Origin of the sequence: Marinactinospora thermotolerans DSM 45154 (genome assembly GCF_900167435.1) — a bacterium.
In the GTDB taxonomy this organism is placed as follows: domain Bacteria; phylum Actinomycetota; class Actinomycetes; order Streptosporangiales; family Streptosporangiaceae; genus Marinactinospora; species Marinactinospora thermotolerans.
Genome location: NZ_FUWS01000005.1, coordinates 86,055 through 102,915, shown reverse-complemented (window position 1 = coordinate 102,915; position 16,861 = coordinate 86,055). Strand labels below are relative to the sequence as shown.

General features: G+C 72.4%; 12 protein-coding genes and 1 pseudogene. 7 read left to right on the top strand and 6 right to left on the bottom strand.

The genetic code is table 11. From position 1 onward, the window contains the following. From B5D66_RS25450 to eccD, 5 genes and pseudogenes are all read right to left on the bottom strand, one after another. A pseudogene (locus B5D66_RS25450) lies at nucleotides 1-1,261 on the bottom strand (hypothetical protein); the annotation flags it as partial. Between the two features lie 104 nt (nucleotides 1,262-1,365). Next, entirely contained in the window at nucleotides 1,366-1,665 is a 300-nt protein-coding gene (locus B5D66_RS10425) for a WXG100 family type VII secretion target (RefSeq protein WP_235000908.1), read from the bottom strand. Between the two features lie 88 nt (nucleotides 1,666-1,753). Then, the gene (locus B5D66_RS10420; RefSeq protein WP_078761486.1) at nucleotides 1,754-2,068 is read right to left on the bottom strand and encodes a WXG100 family type VII secretion target; all 315 of its coding nucleotides are present in this window, start codon (nucleotides 2,066-2,068) and stop codon (nucleotides 1,754-1,756) included. 30 nt (nucleotides 2,069-2,098) lie between these two features. Next, on the bottom strand, nucleotides 2,099-3,547 hold the full coding sequence (eccB, locus tag B5D66_RS10415; RefSeq protein ID WP_078761485.1) for a type VII secretion protein EccB: 1,449 nt from the start codon (nucleotides 3,545-3,547) through the stop codon (nucleotides 2,099-2,101). 4 nt (nucleotides 3,548-3,551) lie between these two features. Continuing rightward, nucleotides 3,552-4,952 carry a type VII secretion integral membrane protein EccD gene (eccD, locus tag B5D66_RS10410; protein WP_078761484.1) on the bottom strand — a complete coding sequence of 467 codons (1,401 nt, stop codon included), beginning with the start codon at nucleotides 4,950-4,952 and terminating at the stop codon, nucleotides 3,552-3,554. A gap of 224 nt (nucleotides 4,953-5,176) precedes the next feature. On the opposite strand from eccD, the gene eccCa reads away from it, so the two are divergent. After that, nucleotides 5,177-9,142: a type VII secretion protein EccCa gene (eccCa, locus tag B5D66_RS10405; RefSeq protein ID WP_078761483.1), complete on the top strand. Its 3,966-nt coding sequence runs from the start codon at nucleotides 5,177-5,179 to the stop codon at nucleotides 9,140-9,142. 70 nt (nucleotides 9,143-9,212) lie between these two features. Here the strand turns inward: eccCa and B5D66_RS10400 are convergent, their stop codons facing one another. Beyond that, nucleotides 9,213-10,589 carry a S8 family serine peptidase gene (locus B5D66_RS10400; RefSeq protein WP_235000907.1) on the bottom strand — a complete coding sequence of 459 codons (1,377 nt, stop codon included), beginning with the start codon at nucleotides 10,587-10,589 and terminating at the stop codon, nucleotides 9,213-9,215. A gap of 961 nt (nucleotides 10,590-11,550) precedes the next feature. Between B5D66_RS10400 and B5D66_RS10395 the strand changes: the two genes are divergently transcribed. The 6 genes from B5D66_RS10395 (at nucleotide 11,551) to B5D66_RS10370 (ending at nucleotide 16,761) form a co-directional block, all read left to right on the top strand. Continuing rightward, nucleotides 11,551-12,057, top strand: a complete 507-nt coding sequence (locus B5D66_RS10395; RefSeq protein ID WP_078761482.1) for a hypothetical protein — start codon at nucleotides 11,551-11,553, stop codon at nucleotides 12,055-12,057. Next, nucleotides 12,051-12,911 carry a hypothetical protein gene (locus B5D66_RS10390; RefSeq protein ID WP_078761481.1) on the top strand — a complete coding sequence of 287 codons (861 nt, stop codon included), beginning with the start codon at nucleotides 12,051-12,053 and terminating at the stop codon, nucleotides 12,909-12,911. The genes B5D66_RS10395 and B5D66_RS10390 overlap by 7 nt, the downstream gene beginning before the upstream one ends. A gap of 220 nt (nucleotides 12,912-13,131) precedes the next feature. Further along, a complete protein-coding gene (locus tag B5D66_RS10385; protein ID WP_235000906.1) occupies nucleotides 13,132-13,797 on the top strand; it encodes an SAF domain-containing protein in 666 nt (221 codons plus the stop codon). After that, on the top strand, nucleotides 13,797-14,540 hold the full coding sequence (locus tag B5D66_RS10380; RefSeq protein WP_078761479.1) for a CpaE/TadZ family protein: 744 nt from the start codon (nucleotides 13,797-13,799) through the stop codon (nucleotides 14,538-14,540). The genes B5D66_RS10385 and B5D66_RS10380 overlap by 1 nt, the downstream gene beginning before the upstream one ends. Further along, nucleotides 14,537-15,901 carry a TadA family conjugal transfer-associated ATPase gene (locus B5D66_RS10375; RefSeq protein ID WP_078761478.1) on the top strand — a complete coding sequence of 455 codons (1,365 nt, stop codon included), beginning with the start codon at nucleotides 14,537-14,539 and terminating at the stop codon, nucleotides 15,899-15,901. Before B5D66_RS10380 ends, B5D66_RS10375 begins: the two co-directional genes overlap by 4 nt. Beyond that, nucleotides 15,889-16,761, top strand: coding sequence for a type II secretion system F family protein (locus B5D66_RS10370; protein WP_078761477.1), 873 nt, complete (start codon nucleotides 15,889-15,891; stop codon nucleotides 16,759-16,761). Before B5D66_RS10375 ends, B5D66_RS10370 begins: the two co-directional genes overlap by 13 nt. Nucleotides 16,762-16,861: the final 100 nt, after the last annotated feature.

Genomic DNA, 16,861 nt, shown 5'->3' with positions numbered 1-16,861 from the left:
TGCTGCCCGCCCCCGGGCCGCTGGACTCAATGGGCGGCGGCTGGTAGTCGCTTCCGGGCGGGGGCGGCATGCTGCTGCCCGCCCCCGGGCCGCTGAAGGACTGCATGGGGGGCGGCTGGAAGTTGCCGCCGCCAGGCGGCGGCATGCCGCTGCCCGGCCCCGGGCCCGGAGGGGGCGGGACCTGGTAGTCCGGCGGCGGACCGAACTCCAGCTTGGGCGGCGGAGTGTTCAGGTACTCGTTGAGCCAGTCCGGCGGGTCATTCCACGGATTGTCGCCGCCGGGACCGCCCGGACCGCCCGGACCGCCCTCGCCGCCAGGCGGTGTGTACCCCGGCGGCTGGTTGCCCGCGATAGGGAGGATGCGCGGGACCCGGCCGGCGATGGAGTCGTAGTGGGTGCCCATCTTCTCGTGCAGCTCTACGGCGGCGTCGACGACGCCGTCGAGCTGCTTCCGCCAGCGGTCGTGCAGCAGCGCGTTGACCCGGGCGTCGGTCGGCGCGTCACCCACGATGCCCCAGTCGTTCGTGTCCGGGTTGACGAGGACTTCCATCTGGTCACGGGGTTCGTTGAACCGGATGTTGGCGTTGGCGGTGTTGTACCAGTCGTAGACGAGGTCGTAGATGCCCTTGTAGTTGGCGTTCCAGTTGTCGATCTGCTGAGCCAGCGTCCTGATCGCGCTCAAGATGCCCGGACGCACATCGTTGACGGCGTTGTGGAAGGCGTCCAGTTGCTGGGTCAGCGACTCGAGGTAGGTGCCCAGCTTGTACAGGTGGGCGGCGAACGCTGCGGCGCCGTCGCCCTGCATCGGGCTGTCCGGGACGTCGATTTTCTTGAACTGTTCGAAGATGCCGTCGCGCTGGGTGACGAAGAAGTCGTCCGCCTTCGCGATTAGGGACGCGATGTCCCAGTGCGTCTGGGTCGAGTAGTTCTGGGAACTTACCGAGGTGCCGACCACCATGACGTTGCGCAGGTCGATCAGCCGCTGCCGGAACTTGTTCTCGATCGAGTCCGCCGCGTACAGATTCGGTTCGAACCAGTAACCGGAATAGTCCGTCGTCGTGTAGTAACCGACCGTCTCGTTCCAGCTGAACCACAAGTTCATGTTCTCGAACTTGTGCCAGTTCCACACCTTGCCGAAGTGGTAGTACCCGTGCGTGAGCCAGGGCTCCTTGGTGACCTCGCTCATCGCGGGCATGGGCGGGTGCGCTCCGTCCTCCTTGGAGTCCGCGAAGATGTTCATGGTCTCGTGCAGCTCGGGCACGGGCTCCTCCTCGCTGTTGTCACCCAACCGGCCCCGCGTGGGCCGGTCACCGATGGGGGAGGGCGGTCACGGACGGTCGCCCGGAACCGCCCTCCGGGGCGTCACTACTGCAGGGCCTGCCACCGGGCGGCCTCGCGGCGGTCGGTCGCGTTGTAGTTCTGCGCGATGTTGCCGAGCGCGAGCTGCCCGCTGTTCAGCAGCGTGCGCATGTCATCGACGTGCAGCCGCCACTTGGCGACCGCCGTGTCGAACTCGTCCGACGCGAAACCGATGTTCTGCTGCTTGATGACCTGCATGCGCGCGGCGAGGTCCTCGATCGCCTTCGCGACGACCTCGGTCTGCTGGCGGAGGGCGTCCTCGGTCAGCGCCGCGCCCTGGTACTTCATGGAAAAGCCGTCAGTCATGGAGCATCCTCCTGCGTGTGGGGGTGGAGAGCCGGGGGCACTGGGGGTGGCGCGTGGACGTACCCGTCCCGAGCCGGTGCGATGACGGTTAGTTCGGGTTGAGGACGTTGTTCCAGCTCGACGCCTGGACGATGTTCTCGTCCTCCACCGCGTGCATCTGCTGCACGGTGCCGCCGTAGTTGCCGATCATGTTGTTCATCTCGTTGGTGATGATCCGCAGCTCCTCCAGCCACAGGGCGAGGGCCTCGAAGTACTTGTTCGCGGCGCCACCCGCCCAGGAGCCCCGCAGGGTGTCGCGGGCGGCGTCGACGCTGGTGTAGACGTTGTTGCAGGTGGTGTGCGAGGTCTCCAGGGCATCCGCCGCCTGTTGGTTGGCGGCGTCAAGATTCTGCATCTGGTTCATGGGACCCGGTCCTTTCGGTCGTCGATCGGTTCACTCGGGACAGTCGGTCTGCGGTGGTTCCGGATTTTGCGCCAGGGGAAGCGGCGCGGCATCGGGAGCCAGTAGTGGGCCGGTGGGGATCAGCCTCAGCAACGACGTCGGCACGGGGGTGGCCGCGCCCGGATCGAAACCGAGGGCGCCGACCGTGTCGGGGTTTGACACGGGGAACTTAGCAGCGGCGTCGGTGACCATGTAGTAGGTCGGGGTCTCGGTACTGCCGCCCACGGGCCGTGCCTCCACGAGGGCGCCGCCGCCGGACGGGATGCCCATGAGGTCGGGGGTGGGGCAGCCGGGGGCGATCTCGGGCGCCTCCTGCACCGGCCACGCCTGGATGTCACTGACCGGCCGGATCGCCAGGCCGAGTCCGCCGTCGTCACCCAGCCGCAGGCAGGCGGTGTCGCCGTCCAGGGGGACCAGCTCCGGCGGGCTGGCCGGGAGCGGGCTGTCCTCGGGGCGGTCGATGGTGCTGTCCTCGGCGAGAACGCCCCGGAGGTCGGCGGGGGTGAGCGAAATAGCGGCCGGAGTCTCGCCTCCGTAGGCGCCGGCCCGCACGGCGGGGTGGGTGAGGAGCAGCCGGGACTCGGTCGCGGTGAGCGGGGCCAGCCCGTCGCGGGTGAGCAGGTAGTACTGGTCTGGCTGCCCGTCGCCGCTGACGACGAAAATCTGGCCGACGGTGGCCGGGCGTCCGGCGATGGCCGGTCCCTCTTCGCCCAGACCGCTCACGGTGGGGGCGGCGAGGTCGGGCGCGGCCGGCACGGTGTCGAGGAAGGCGCTGGTCACCGGTAGGACGGGGCTGGTGCCGTAGCCGAGCGCCTCCAGCGCGCCGTTGTCGGTGTCGAGCCGCAGCCGGGTGCCGCGCCAGAGCAGGTGGCGGCCGCCCTCGGGGTCGGCGACCAGCACCCCGAAGTCGGAGGGGAGGGCGGCCACATCAGCCCCCGATGTGACGGTCAGGGCCGTGCGGGCGTCGAACTCGGACGTCGGCGGGATGGCGCACAGCAGCCACGTCTGCGGGTCGCCCTCCGGGGCCGGCAGCGTGTCGGGCGCGCCGGCAATGCCCACCGTGCCGCCCTTGGGCACGCCCTCCAGGGACGCGCTGGACACCGATGCCACCGTCATCTCCGCGCCCTGGATCAGCCGGGCCGAGGCGTAGTTCGCGACCGGCCGCAGCACGCCGCCGGAGTAGAGGTAGGTGGCGCCCGTCTCCTTCTCGATGATGAGCCGGCCTTCCTGCCGCCAGGACTGGGCACCGCCGGGGAAGATCAGCCCGAAGACCAGGAAACCCACGCACAGCAGCGCACCGATCGCCAGCCCGATGAAGGAGCCGGTGCGGGTGCGGCGCATTGGGGCGTCCACCGCGTCGGGGTCGGCTTCGAGCATGGCCGTGCCGAGCCGCCCGACCACGAAGGTGTGCGCCTGGACCCGGTCGCGTCGTGTCTGCACAGGGTCACCCGCCGATCCCGCGCAGGGCGGTAAAGACGCCCAGGTTGCCGAGCACGAGGGACACCAGCGCCACGGCGAGCAGCGACTGGATGATCTCCGCGGCGCGTCCCCAGTGCGGCAGCGGGCGGCGGCCGGGCAGCGTCCACGAGACCAGCGCCAGCGAGGTGACCACGGCGTACAGCCCGAGCAGGGTCAGCAGCCGGGCCAGCACCTCGGCGTCCCAGACGAAGGAGAACAGCAGGGCGGTCAGCCCCGCACACGGCGGCGCCACCATGAACATCCGCTGCCAGGCGCTGGCCAGCCCGCGCGTTTGCAGCAGCATGATCAGCGCGGCCACGATGCACAGCGTGATGGGCACCCAGCCGGAGGCGCGGGCCAGAATCACCAGGCAGCCGGCGAGGACCAGGCCGGTGGAGGCGAGCAGGGCGCTCTGGTAGCCGTCGGCGAGCCGGGTCCGGTCCAGGACGTCGCGGGCCGGGTAGGGCTCGATGGCCTCCTGGAGCTGCTTGGGGTTGCCCGGCAGCGGTGGCAGCCGCATTCCGGAGATGCGGAAGGCGAGCTGCGGGGCGAAGGTGCTCACCAGCAGAGCGAGCAGCCCCACCAGGCCGGCGCAGCCGGACAGGGTCGCGCTGGGCAGGAACATCAGGAAGACGGCGAAGAGGACACCGAAGATCTGGACGACGAGGGCGCCGAGGAAGAACGGCACCGACCCGGCGACGGCGGCGAGGCCGAGGACGGTCGCCCCGGCGCCGGCCATGGATCCGGTGAGGATCCGGGCGCCGAGCAGCGTGGTGCCGGGCTCCCCGGTGGGCATGGCGGCGCCGGCCAGCGTCATGTAGAGGAGCGCGGCGCCGGCCAGGCCGGTGGCCGCGAGCGGGTCGCCCATCGCCCGGGAGGACGCCCAGGCGGCGAGCAGCATCAGTACCGCGGAGGAAGCCCCGATCAGTGCGGTCAGGTGGCCGGCGCCGCCCAGGTAGAGGACAGCCAGCCCGAGGAACAGCACGCTCAGGCCGAGGCCCTGGAGCAGCATCCGGGTGAAGGCCGGGCGCCACCGGTCGGGGCGCTCGGCCATGCCGTTGGCGACACCGTCGATGAGATCGTCGAAGTGGATAGGGGGAAGCTGGTCCCGGCGGGGCCGAAGGTATAGCGTCTCGCCGTGGCACAGGCCGAGCGAGCGGATCGTCTCGTCCTCGTCCAGGGGGTCGTCCCCGAGCTGCTGCAGCACCCAGCCGTCGTGCTCCAGGCCGCTCTCGTCGAGGTCCTCGCCCTCGTCTCCTTCGGCGTACAGCACGAAGGTGGGCAGCAGCTCGGCGATCGGCACGTCGGAGGGGGCGGCGATCTCGAAGGACCGGCTGGGGGCTCGAATCACCAGCCGGCACAGCTCCGTGGCGGTGGGGTCGCTCATACGGGCCTACTCGTGGGGTGCGGGACTGCGCGGCAGACGGGGAGGACGTTAACATCGCCCCACCCCTTTTGGAATTGGGTGAGACCAAGATTTTGGTCATGTGACCTTAAGTCGTAACGATACCGTTTTGGGCGCGTGCTGTAGTTCGTCATTGCCACGCGTAGCACCAATACGGACATTTCATCTCAGACCGCCCCCATGGTGGTGCAGGAGGACATCATTCTGTGAGCACCATCCTCATCCGCCGGCCCCCGAGGCGTCCCGGGCCCGACATGCCCTCCGGCGATATCAGCCTGCAAGAGCCGCCGGAACTGCCGGAGATGCAGTCCAGCGTCTCGTCGGTCTTCATGTATCTGCCGATGGCGATGACCTCACTGGCCATGATGATGCTGTTCATCCGGCCCGGCGGATCCGGCAACGGGGTGATGCCCTACATCGTCGGCGGCATGATGCTCACCGGCGCGGTGCTCATGCTCGCCGGGCAGTACGTGCGCACCATTCTGGAACGCCGCCACAAACTCAACGACGACCGGCGGGACTACCTGCGCTACCTCGGCCAGATGCGCACCCGGCTCCGCCAGGTCGTCATCGACCAGCGGGACGCCATGCTGTGGCGCGCCCCACACCCGGACGCGCTCTGGTCCATCGTCCGCACCTCCCGGCTCTGGGAACGCCGTTCCACCGACGACGACTTCGCCGAGGTCCGGCTGGCCGTCGGCGAGCAGGAGATGAGCATGACCATCTCCCCGGTCTCCTCCAAGCCGGTCGAGGACCTCGAGCCGCTGAGCGCGCACGCCCTGCGCCGGTTCATCCGGGCCTACGCCACCGTGGAGAACCAGCCCATCTCGGTCTACCTGCGCGGCTACGCGCACATGTCGCTGCGCGGCGACGCCGAGGCGTCCCGGGCCATGGTGCGGGCGCTCATCGGCCAGCTCGTCGTCTTCCACACCCACGACGACCTGCGGGTCGCCGCCTGCGTCGCGGACGACCGCCGCGCCCACTGGTCGTGGCTGAAGTGGCTGCCTCACGCCCAGCACCCCACCGAGCACGACGGCGCTGGCCCGCTGCGGCTGCTGGCGCAGGACGCCGTCGAACTGGAGGGGCTCATCGGCGAGGAGTTCGCCGACCGCCCCCGGTTCGACCCGACGGCCGTCCCCAGCCGCGACGAGCCGTACACGGTGATCATCGTGGACGGCGGGCAGATCCCGCCCGGGTCACGCTTCACCGGCGGCGGGTTCCGCAACGCCGTCATCATCGACGTGGACGACCCCCTGCCGCCCGAGTACGACCCCTACACCCTGGCGCTGGACGTGGCGCGCGACCGGCTGCAGATGATCTCCCAGGACCACAGCGGCCGTCCCGTGTACTCCCCGCTCGGCCGGCCGGACCAGCTCAGCCGGACCCGCGCCGAGAGCCTCGCCCGGCTGCTCGCCCCCTACCGGGTCAGCGTCGCCCAGGAGATCACCGAGCCGCTGACCACCGACTTCGAGCTGACCACGCTGCTCGGCATCCCCAACCTGCACAACCACGACGTGCACCGGATGTGGTCGGAGCTGCACCCGAAGAACCGGCTGCGCGTCCCCATCGGGATGACCGCCGACGGCGCGCCCCTGGAGCTCGACCTCAAGGAGTCGGCGCTCGGCGGCATGGGCCCGCACGGCATGCTGATCGGCGCCACCGGGTCCGGAAAGAGCGAGCTGCTGCGCACCCTGGTGCTCGCCCTCGCGCTGACCCACTCCTCCGAGACGCTCAACTTCATCCTCGTCGACTTCAAGGGTGGCGCCACCTTCATCGGCCTTGACCGCCTCCAGCACACCTCGGCGCTGATCACCAACCTCGCCGACGAAGCCATCCTCGTGGAGCGCATGCAGGACGCCCTGCACGGCGAACTGGTGCGCCGCCAGGAGCAGCTGCGCGCCGCCGGCAACTACAGCTCCATCCACGAGTACGAGAAGGCGCGGCAGGCCGACCCCACCATGGAGCCGATGCCCACGCTGTTCGTCGTCGTCGACGAGTTCAGCGAGCTCCTCGCCGCGCACCGTGACTTCATGGACCTGTTCGTCATGATCGGCCGGCTCGGGCGCAGCCTCGGCGTGCACCTGCTGCTCGCCTCCCAGCGCCTCGACGAAGGGCGCATGCACCAGCTGGAGAGCCACCTCTCCTACCGGATCGGCCTGCGCACCTTCTCCGCCATCGAGAGCCGCGGCGTCCTGGGCGTCCCCGACGCCCACCAGCTCCCCTCCGCGCCCGGTAACGGGTACCTGAAGAGCGACACCGAGACCCTCACCCGGTTCAAGGCCGCCTACGTGTCCGGCCCGTACCACGCCCGGCAGCGCAGCATCGCCCGCAGCGAAGCCCTCGCCGACGTGGTGCCGTTCCTGGATGCCTACGTGCCGGGCCGGGCGCCGGTCCAGGAGGTCGAGGAAGAGGAGACCACGGAGGAGACCGCCGAGCCGCTGCTCGGCGTGGCGCTCGCCCGGCTGTACCAGCAGGGCCCGCCCGCCCGCGAGGTGTGGCTGCCGCCGCTCGGCGTCCCGCCGCTCATCGACGAGCTGCTGTCCATGATGGGCGTCACCCTGCCGGAGGGCGGCCTCCTCTGGTCTGAGAGCAGCAAGCTGACCGTGCCGCTCGGCATCATCGACCGCCCCTTCGAGCAGCTGCGGCAGCCGCTCACGGCCGAACTCACCGGGGCCGGCGGCCACGTCGGCATCGCCGGCGGCCCGCAGAGCGGCAAGAGCACCCTGCTCGCCCTCCTCATGACCTCCCTCGCGGTGCTCAACACCCCGACCCAGGTGCAGTTCTACTGCCTGGACTTCGGCGGTGGCGTGCTGCAGGCGCTCAGCAGCCTGCCGCACGTCGGCAGCGTCGTGGGCCGCACCGACGCCCGCCGCATCAACCGCACCATCATGGAGCTGACCGAACTGCTCGACAGCCGCGAGGCGCAGTTCGCCGAACACGGCATCGACTCCATGAACACCTACCGGCGCCGCCGCGCCGCCGGGGAGTTCGCCGACGACCCCTACGGTGACGTCTTCCTCGTCATCGACGGCTGGTCCACCATCCGCCAGGACTTCATGGACCTCATCGCGCCGATCGTGCAGATCACCCAGCGCGGCCTCAACTACGGGGTGCACGTCGTCGCGTCCTCGCCGCGCTGGTCCGACTTCCACAGCGGGGTGCGCGACCTGATGGGCACGCGCTTCGAGCTGCGGCTGGGCGACTCCGTCGACTCGATGATCAACATGCGCAAGGCGAAGACCGTGCCCCGGATCGCCGGCCGTGGCCTCACCGAGGACCAGCACCACTTCCTCACCGGCCTACCGCGTGCCGATGGCAGCGCCGACCCCGTCAGCCTCTCCGAGGGCATGAACGAGATCGTCGAACGGGTGCGCGCCGCCTGGGACGGCCCCTCGGCGCCGCCGGTCCGTACCCTGCCCCTCAAGCTGCGCGCGGCGGAGCTGCCCCCGGCCGAGCTCACCCCCACCGGCCTCAAGATCGCGCTCGGGCTGGAGAGCCGCCGGATGCGGCCGTTCTGGCACGACTTCTCCGCCACCCCGCACCTGCTTGTGGTCGGCGACACCGAGACCGGCAAGACCACGCTGCTGCGGCACATCACCAACGCCATCCGCACCCACTACAACTCGAACACCGCGCGGGTGGTGCTCGTGGACCAGCGCCGCGAGCTGTACGACGCCATCCCGCCGGAGATGCAGCTGGGCTACGCGGTCGCCGCTGACCCGGCGCGCGAGATGATGGCCGCCGCCGCGGGGGCCATGAAGGAGCGGCTTCCCGGCCCCGACATCACCCCAGACCGCATCCGCAAGCGCGACTGGTGGACCGGGCCGGAGCTGTTCCTCATCGTCGACGACCTGGAGATGGTCAGTGGCAGCGGGCCGGGACCGCTGACCCCGCTGCTCCCGATGCTCTCGCAGGGCGCCGAGATCGGCCTGCACCTGATCGTGGTGCACGCGGCGGGTGGTTTCGGGCGCGCCTCGATGGATCCGGTCCTGCGCGGGCTCATCGACGGCAACACCCCGACGATCATGCTGTCCACCCCGCCGTCGGAGGGCATGCTGTTCGGCAACGTGCGGGCGCAGAAGCTGCCGCCGGGCCGGGCGCTGTGGATCTCCCGGCGCGACCCGGTGGAGGTCCAGCTCGCCATCGCCGAGGGCAGCCCCTGGGACGAGTGACGGAACCGCCGCCGTGGCCGGTGCGGGAGCAGCGGCCACGGCGGCGCGGACGCCGGGACGGCGAGCCCGGTCAGGAATCGTCGCGGTCCGGGACCGTCCGCCCGGGACCCCAGCGGGTGTCGATGTCCGGCGGGCGCTCGCCGGCCGCCGCCGGCCGCCACTTGCGGGCCCGCCCCTTGCGCAGGACGGCCCCGGTCAGCACCGAGAAGACGACGACGAACGCGGCGGCGCCAGCCACCGCGGCCGTGGTGGCGGCCTCCACCGAGCCACGCGGCGACGGGTCGGGGACGAACTCGTCACCCGCCACGCGGGTGTCGCCGGCGGCCGGCTGGTTGGTCAGGGCGGCCAGCGGGTCGATCCGGCCGTGGCCGGACAGCGGGTCATCGGCGCCATCGGGGGAGGCGTAGGCGGTCGCGGCGAGCCGTTCCCGCACCTGGGCCTCGGTCAGGCTGGCGGCGTGGGAGCGCAGCAGCGCCGCCGTGCCGGCAACGAACGCGGCGGCCACCCCGTCACCGGCGCTGACGAAGTGCCCGTCCCCGCCGGGACCCACCCCCATGACCCGGTCGCCGGGCGCGGTTACGTCCACCCGGGCGGTCTCGCCGTCCTCCCCGGTGACCGGGGCCTCGCGCACCGGGACGCCCGCCACGTCGTGCGCCGCCACGCTCAGCACGTCGGGGTTCTGCGCCGGGTAGCCGGGCAGCGGGCCGTCGGGGCCATTCGCCGTCGACGGGGCGATGACGACCGCGTCGGCGTCGACGGCGGCGGCCACCGCCGAGTCGAGCGCCTCGGAGCCCGCCAGCGCTGCTGTGCCGACCAGGATCACGTCGGCGCCGGCGGCGACCGCGTCCCGGATCCCCGAGGCGATCTGGCCGGCGGAGGTGAGACCGGTGTCGTCCTCGCCGGTCGGCACGGCGGTGATCCGGGCGCCCGGCGCGACACCGACGAATCCGCTGTCGGACTGCGGCCGGGCGGCGGCGAGCCCGGCGAGGAAGCTGCCGAACCCGAGGCAGTCGGTGCCGGCGCCGGACACCGCGCCGGAGAGCGCCCCCGCGCCGTCCTCCACGCCGGTGGCGAGGACGGCGACGGTCGTGCCCGATCCACGGCTCAGTTCGTGCGCCTCGGCCAGCCCGAGCGCGTTGTGCGTCCACGGCGCCTCGGCCACCACGTCGGTGCCGGCGCTCACGCAGGGGTCGTCCGCCGCCTTGAGCGAGGCGATCTGCGGTAGCGCGGCCGGTTCGGCGCTGGGGGAGGCGGAGTGGGCGGCGCTGGGGGAAGCGGAGGGCTCGGTGCTTGCGGCGTGCGCCGGGGCCGCCATCGGAACGAGGGCGAGCAGCGCGACGGCGGCGGTGCCGCGCACGGCCGCGCGCGGGAGGGCCGGCGCGCGCCGGGTCCCCGGCGAACAGCGCCCGCGCGCGGGGGCGTGCGGCGTCATGGTCCGGTACTCCATCGGCAGGGTTCCCTTTCCAGGCTGCCGTTCGGGCTCGGGGCTCGAACACTCTAGCCATGTGCGCCCGGGCGTCCCGCGGGTGCTAGTGTCCCCCGGTCGGCTCCGGGCCCGGAGTGCACGGGGACGGGGGCCGCCGGGGCGGCGAGGCCGGCTGCGGGCTCGCCGCACTGCCAGAGTCCTCTTACCGCCGGACGAGCGGTGACATGGGAATACGTGGTGTCCCGAAGATGAACGGCGCGAATTTCCAGGTCGCGGGCGTGTGTGAGGTGCGCCACTTTCCTGGGGTCACGTGAAGCCAACGGGAAGAGCATATGATGCCACATATGCCTGCCTTGGGGTGGTGAGTGGCCGGATCGGCCCCAACGGGTCCCGCTCCAGGTGGGAGCGGCTGTGGGCTCCCCCCGTGGCATGCCCGCCCAGGCACGGCCGCCGCCAGGAGATGGCATTTCGGTAAAGAAATGGAGTCGGCAGCGACTCGAATTAACCCATCATTTTCATTTCTGACATCCAGCTGTATCCGCCGGTCGTGGTGAACGTGATCGGCGGGTGAAACGTGGCCGGATATTCGGCTGCGCGGGAAACGGAAACGCGCGGCGCCCGCACCCCGGCCGCCGCCCGCGCCGCCAGCCGCCGGTGTGGCGGCCGCGTGGCGGAAACCCCTGCTGGGCGGGGGGAGCCGGTGTCGTGCAGCGCGTGATCCCCCGGCGCCCGGCTGTGCTCCGTCCCACCGGGGAGGGGGCACGGGACAGCGTCACCGCGCGTCCGTATTTCGGTCCGGTCATACTTTCCAGTAATGGTTGCCTTTAGTCATTCCGCCCTCTAGGATCGCTCACGGTAAAGGCCGAAGGAACGGCCGGAGCCGGTCGAAAAATCGGTACCCGACACCGTTTGGAGCCAGCGCATTTCCGCCCCCACACCCTGGAATGCCGCTGGTCAGAACGGATGGAACAGGGGTGAGGAGATGAGGGCCTCCAGCGCGGGCCGCCGGACGACCGCGATGGGATGCGCCGCGGTGCTCCTCCTCGCCGCCGGCTGCGGCAGCTCCACGGAGCCCGCGGCCGACTCCGCGGCCACCCCCGCCGCCCCCAGCCCCACCGTCGCGGCCGAGGAAGCGGCACTCCAGGCGTACACCGACATGTGGGACCTCGTCGTCGCCGCCTCACACGAGGGCGACGCCGATCCCGACGGACTCGACCGGCACGCCACCGGGGGTGCCCTCATCATCATGCGCCAGGCCCTTGAGGGCGCCGCCGGCGCCCAGGTGTCCGGCGAACCCGTCCTGAACCCCGAGGTCGAGATCGCCGAGCCCGGACAGGCCGAGATCACCGACTGCCTGGACGACTCGGCCTGGGCCATCGGTCCCGGGGGCGGGGGAGGAGGGCAACGTCGCGTCGACGCCGACGTCACCCACGACGGACTCGTCTGGCGCGTTTCCGAACTGCGAATCTGGGAGCCCGGCACATGCTGAGACGAACCTCCGCCACCGCGGTGGCGATCACGGCGATCGCGATGATGAGCGCATCCCCCGCGCACGCCCAGCCCACCTCGTCCTCCTCCTTCCTCAGCCAGATCGAGTGCGGCACCAACGGCGGATCCGGCTGCTCGGTCCTGCTACGGTGGCTCCAGGAGCGCGGCGGTTCCCCGGGCACCCCCAGCACCGGCGGCCAGAACGGCAGCCAGTCCGGCGGCGGCTCCGAGTGGGACGCCATCGACTGGGATGCCATCGACTGGGACGCGGTGGACTGGGACGCCGTCGACTGGGACGCGATCGACTGGGATGCCATCGACTACAGCGGCCAGGGCGAAGAAGGCGAGCCGCCGGTGGACCCCGAGCTGCTCATCCAGGAGTCCATGGACTCCTTCGAGGTCCCCGCCCCCGAGATCGTCACCTCCCCCAGCCCCGACTCGCCCATCCTGGTCCGCACGCCGGTATGGTTCTGGCTCGACCAGGAGTCGTGGGAGCCCGCCACCGCCAGCGCCGTCATCCCCGGCTGGTCCCTGAACATCACCGCCACCCCCACCCAGGTCAAGTGGATCCTGGGTGACGGCACCGAGATGGTCTGCGAGGGCCCGGGCACCCCCTTCGACCCGCAGCAGCACGAGCCGGACGCTGAATCGCCCGACTGCGGTCACGTCTACGAGCGCTCCTCGATCGGCGAACCCGACGAGATGTTCACCGTGCGCGCCGAAATCTCCTGGGGGGTCGACTGGGACTCCTCCGACGGCGGCAGCGGCGAGATGGCGCCCATCACCACATCGTCGGAGATCGACCTGCGGGTCCAGGAGTCGCAGAGCCTGGTCACCGACGCCGGACAGAACTAACGGGCCGCACGCGCCGCCGGCCCGGCCCGCAGAGGCCCGGGCCAGCCCCCACCCCGGGCGGCGGCCACGCCAGCGGACCCGACCGACCCCCGGGTGCCGTCCGCCCCGTGACACCCGGCGCGCTCCGGTCCTTTCGGCCGGAGCCGCCGCGCGGCGGAAGCCACGGACGGCACCCGCCGGGGGCGCCCGCCCCCGGACACAGATCTACGAGGAGAGTTTGGTGGAGACAGCGACGACCGGACCCAAGCCACCCGCCGCCGGCGGGACCCCGGTCCGGCTGCTGGGCAGCGGGCCACGGCGCTGGCGCTGGCTCGGGTTCGGCGTGGCGCTCATGGCGGCCGGCAGCCTGGTGGCCGCCTTCGCCGTCGAGGGGCTCGACGAACGCCGCGGCGTCCTCGTCGCCAGCGGCGACCTGCCCGCCGGCCACGTCGTCACGGCCAGCGACCTGCGGGTCGCGCGGCTCTCCGGCACCGACGACCTCTCCGTGGTCGGCGAGGACCAGCTGGCCGCCACCATCGGCCGCACCCTCACTGTCCCGGTCACCGAGGGCGCCGTCCTGCCCGAAACCGCGCTCGGCGCCGAGGCCGGCTACCCCGAGGCCGGCCAGGCCATGGTCGGCGCCTCCCTGCCGCCCGGCCGGTTCCCCGTCTCCCTGCGCGCCGGCGCGCAGGTGTCGGTCGTCGTCACCAACAGCCAGGCCGGCGGCGCCCGCGGCGCCGGAGTCGAGGCGTACCCCGCCCACGTGCAGACCTTCGAGGCCGCCGCGGCCGACGGCCCGGCCGTCATCGAACTCGTCGTCGACGCCGCCGACGCCGCGCAGATCTCCGCCGCCGCCGCGGCCGAGCAGATCACCGTGGTGCAGGTCTCCCCGAACGGGGGCGCCTGATGCCCCGCACCGTGGCGCTCTTCTCCCTGGGCGGCGCCCCGGGCGTGACGACGCTCGCCATGGCGCTGGCCAGCGTGTGGCCAGACGAGTCCGGGGCCGTGCTGGTCGAGGCCGACGCCGCCGGCGGCGACATCGGCACCTGGCACCGGCTGCCCGCCTCCCCGGGACTGACCGACTTCGCCGCCGCCTCCCGGCACCGCCAGTCCGGCGCGGGCGAGGGGCCCAGCGCCCACACCCAGACCCTGCCCGGCGGCCTGCCCGTCTGCGTCGCCCCCGTCACCGCCGACCGCGCCGGCGGAGCGGTCCGGCTGCTCGCCGACAACAACCCCACGCTCGCCACCGGCCCCGGACCCGCGGTGATCGCGGACCTCGGCCGCCTCGCCCCGCGCTCCGCCACCGCGCGGCTGGCACTGCAGGCCGACACCGCGCTCCTCGTCACCCGCGACGACACCGCCCAGCTGCGCCGGGTCAAGGAGTCCGCCCCGGCGTTCACCGAGTCCTTCAGCCGCCTGCGGCTCGTCGTGGTCGGCGGCGCGGAGTCCGCCAAGGAGATCGCCAACGTCATGGGCATCCCGGTGCTCGCCCAGATCGGCCCCGACGACAAGGCCGCCGCCTTCCTGCGCGGCGAACGCCGTCTCTCCCGCCCGCAGCGCCGCCCGCTCTTCAAGGCCGCCGCCACCCTGGCCGGGCACCTGGCCGAGCCCGCGCCGGCGGACCCGCAGCCCACGGGGACGGCCGCATGAGCACTGACGAGATCCCCTTCCACGAGGACCCGGGCCAGGTCGTCGACCGCGACCTGCTGCGGCAGGTCGACGAGTGGACCACCTGGGTCGCGGCCGAAGCCACCCGGCGGCTCAGCGCGTCCATGCGCGACGGCGCCGAGGAGACCGGCCCCGAGCACCGCCGCCGCGCCGAGCGCGTCATCGCCCAGATCCTCGACCAGGTGGCCAGCGACGCGCTCGCCCAAGGCCGCCCGGTGCTCGATCCCGACACCGAGTCGATGATCGCCCGGCGGGTGCTCGCCCAGGTGTCCGGCCTCGGCCCGCTCCAGCCGCTGCTGGACGACCCCGAGATCGAGAACATCAACATCAACGGCACCAAGGTGTGGGTCCGCTACGCCGATGGCCGCAGGGAACAGCGGCCCGCCGTCTTCCAGAGCCCCGAGGAACTCATCGCCCTGGTGCGGCGCATCGCCGCCGAGTCCACCACCGGCGAGCGGCGCTTCGACCCCGGCGCCCCCATCCTCGACATGCCGCTGCCCGGCGGCGAGCGCATGAACGCCATCATGGAGGTGGCCCGCGAACCCGCCGTCTCCATCCGGCGGCACCGCTACACCAGCACCACCCTGGAGCGCCTCCGCGAACTCGGCACGCTCGACGACACCCTCGTCGCCCTGCTCCGCGCCGCCGTGCGCTCCCGCCGCAACATGGTCATCACCGGCGGCACCGGCGCGGGCAAGACCACGCTGCTGCGCGCCATCGCCTCCGAGATCCCGCCCAGCGAGCGGCTCGTCACCATCGAGGACGTCTTCGAGCTCGGCCTCGACCGCGACACCGCCGCCCACCCCGACTGCGTCGCCCTGCAGGCCCGCCCCGCCAACATCGAGGGCGTCGGCGAGATCACCATCGCCGACCTGGTGCGGACCGCGCTGCGCATGTCGCCGGACCGGGTGATCGTCGGCGAGACGCGCGGCCACGAAACCGTGCCGCTGCTCAACGCCATGAGCCAGGGCAACGACGGCAGCCTCACCACGCTGCACGCCAGCGACTCCGCCGGCGCGTTCACCAAGTTCGGCGCCTACGCCGCGCAATCCGCCGAGCGGCTGCCCCTGGAGGCGACCGCCGCCCTGGTCGCCTCGGCGGTGCACCTCGTCGTGCACGTGTCCGCCTCGCCCACCGGCGGCCGGCGGGTGACGAGCGTCCGCGAAGTCGTCGGCGCCGAAGACCGCAAGGTCGTCTCCAACGAGATCTACCGCCGTGGCCCCGACGGCCGGGCCCTGCCCGCCGCCCCGCCCGGACCGGAGACCATCGACGCGCTGGTCGAGGCCGGCTTCGACACCTCCCTGCTCCGCGTGGACGCCGACGTGAGCGGGTGGTCCGTGTGATCGAGACCATCGCCGTCATCGCGGCCGGCGCCGTCATCGGCGCCGGCGTCTGGCTGGTCCTCGCCGCGCTCGCCGACCCCGAGGCCGGCCGCAGGCTGCGCCGGCTGCGCTCCGCCCCCTTCGAGCAGGGCCGGCCGCTCAAGCTCACGGTGGCCATCGTCGGCGCCGTCGCCGTGTGGACCGTCACCGGTTGGCCGGTCGCCGGGCTCCTCGCCGGGGTCGGCTGCTGGTGGCTGCCCGCCATGCTCGGCCCGGACCGGTACCACCAGCAGCAGGTGGAGCGGATCGAGGCGGTGGCCGCCTGGACGGAGATGCTCCGCGACCTGATGGCGGGCGCCTCCGGCCTGCACCAGGCCATCACCGCGACCCTGCCCATCGCGCCGGCGCCCATCCAGGCCGACGTCGCCCGCCTCAGCGAGCAGCTGCGCCTGGGCCGCCCGCCGCACGAGGCCCTCGCGGAGTTCGCCGACGACGTCGACAACCCCACCGCCGACCTGGTCGCCGCGGCCCTGAGCACCGCGGCCTCCAAGCACGCCGCCGACCTCGGCACCCTGCTCGGCACCCTGGCCGAGTCCGCCCGCGAGCAGTCGGCGATGCTGGTCCGCGCCGCCGCCAACCGCGCCCGGGTGCGCACCTCCACGCGCATCATCATCGCCGTCACGCTCGGCATGGCGGTGCTGCTCATGCTGTTCAGCCCCGACTACCTGGAGCCGTTCGACGGCTTCCTCGGCCAGCTCGTGCTCGGCGGTATCGGCGTGCTGTGGGCCGCCGCCCTCACCTGGCTGGTCCGGCTGTCCCGGCCCAAGCTCGGGCCGCGGGTCCTCGCTCCCGGCAAGCGGCGCGAGGAGGTGCCGGCCTGATGCTCCCCTCCAGCAGCCCGGCTGCGAACCTCCGGCGGCGGAACCCGGCTGCCGGCACGCTCACCCCCGTCCCCGTGCCCGTTCCGTGCGCCCGGCGCCC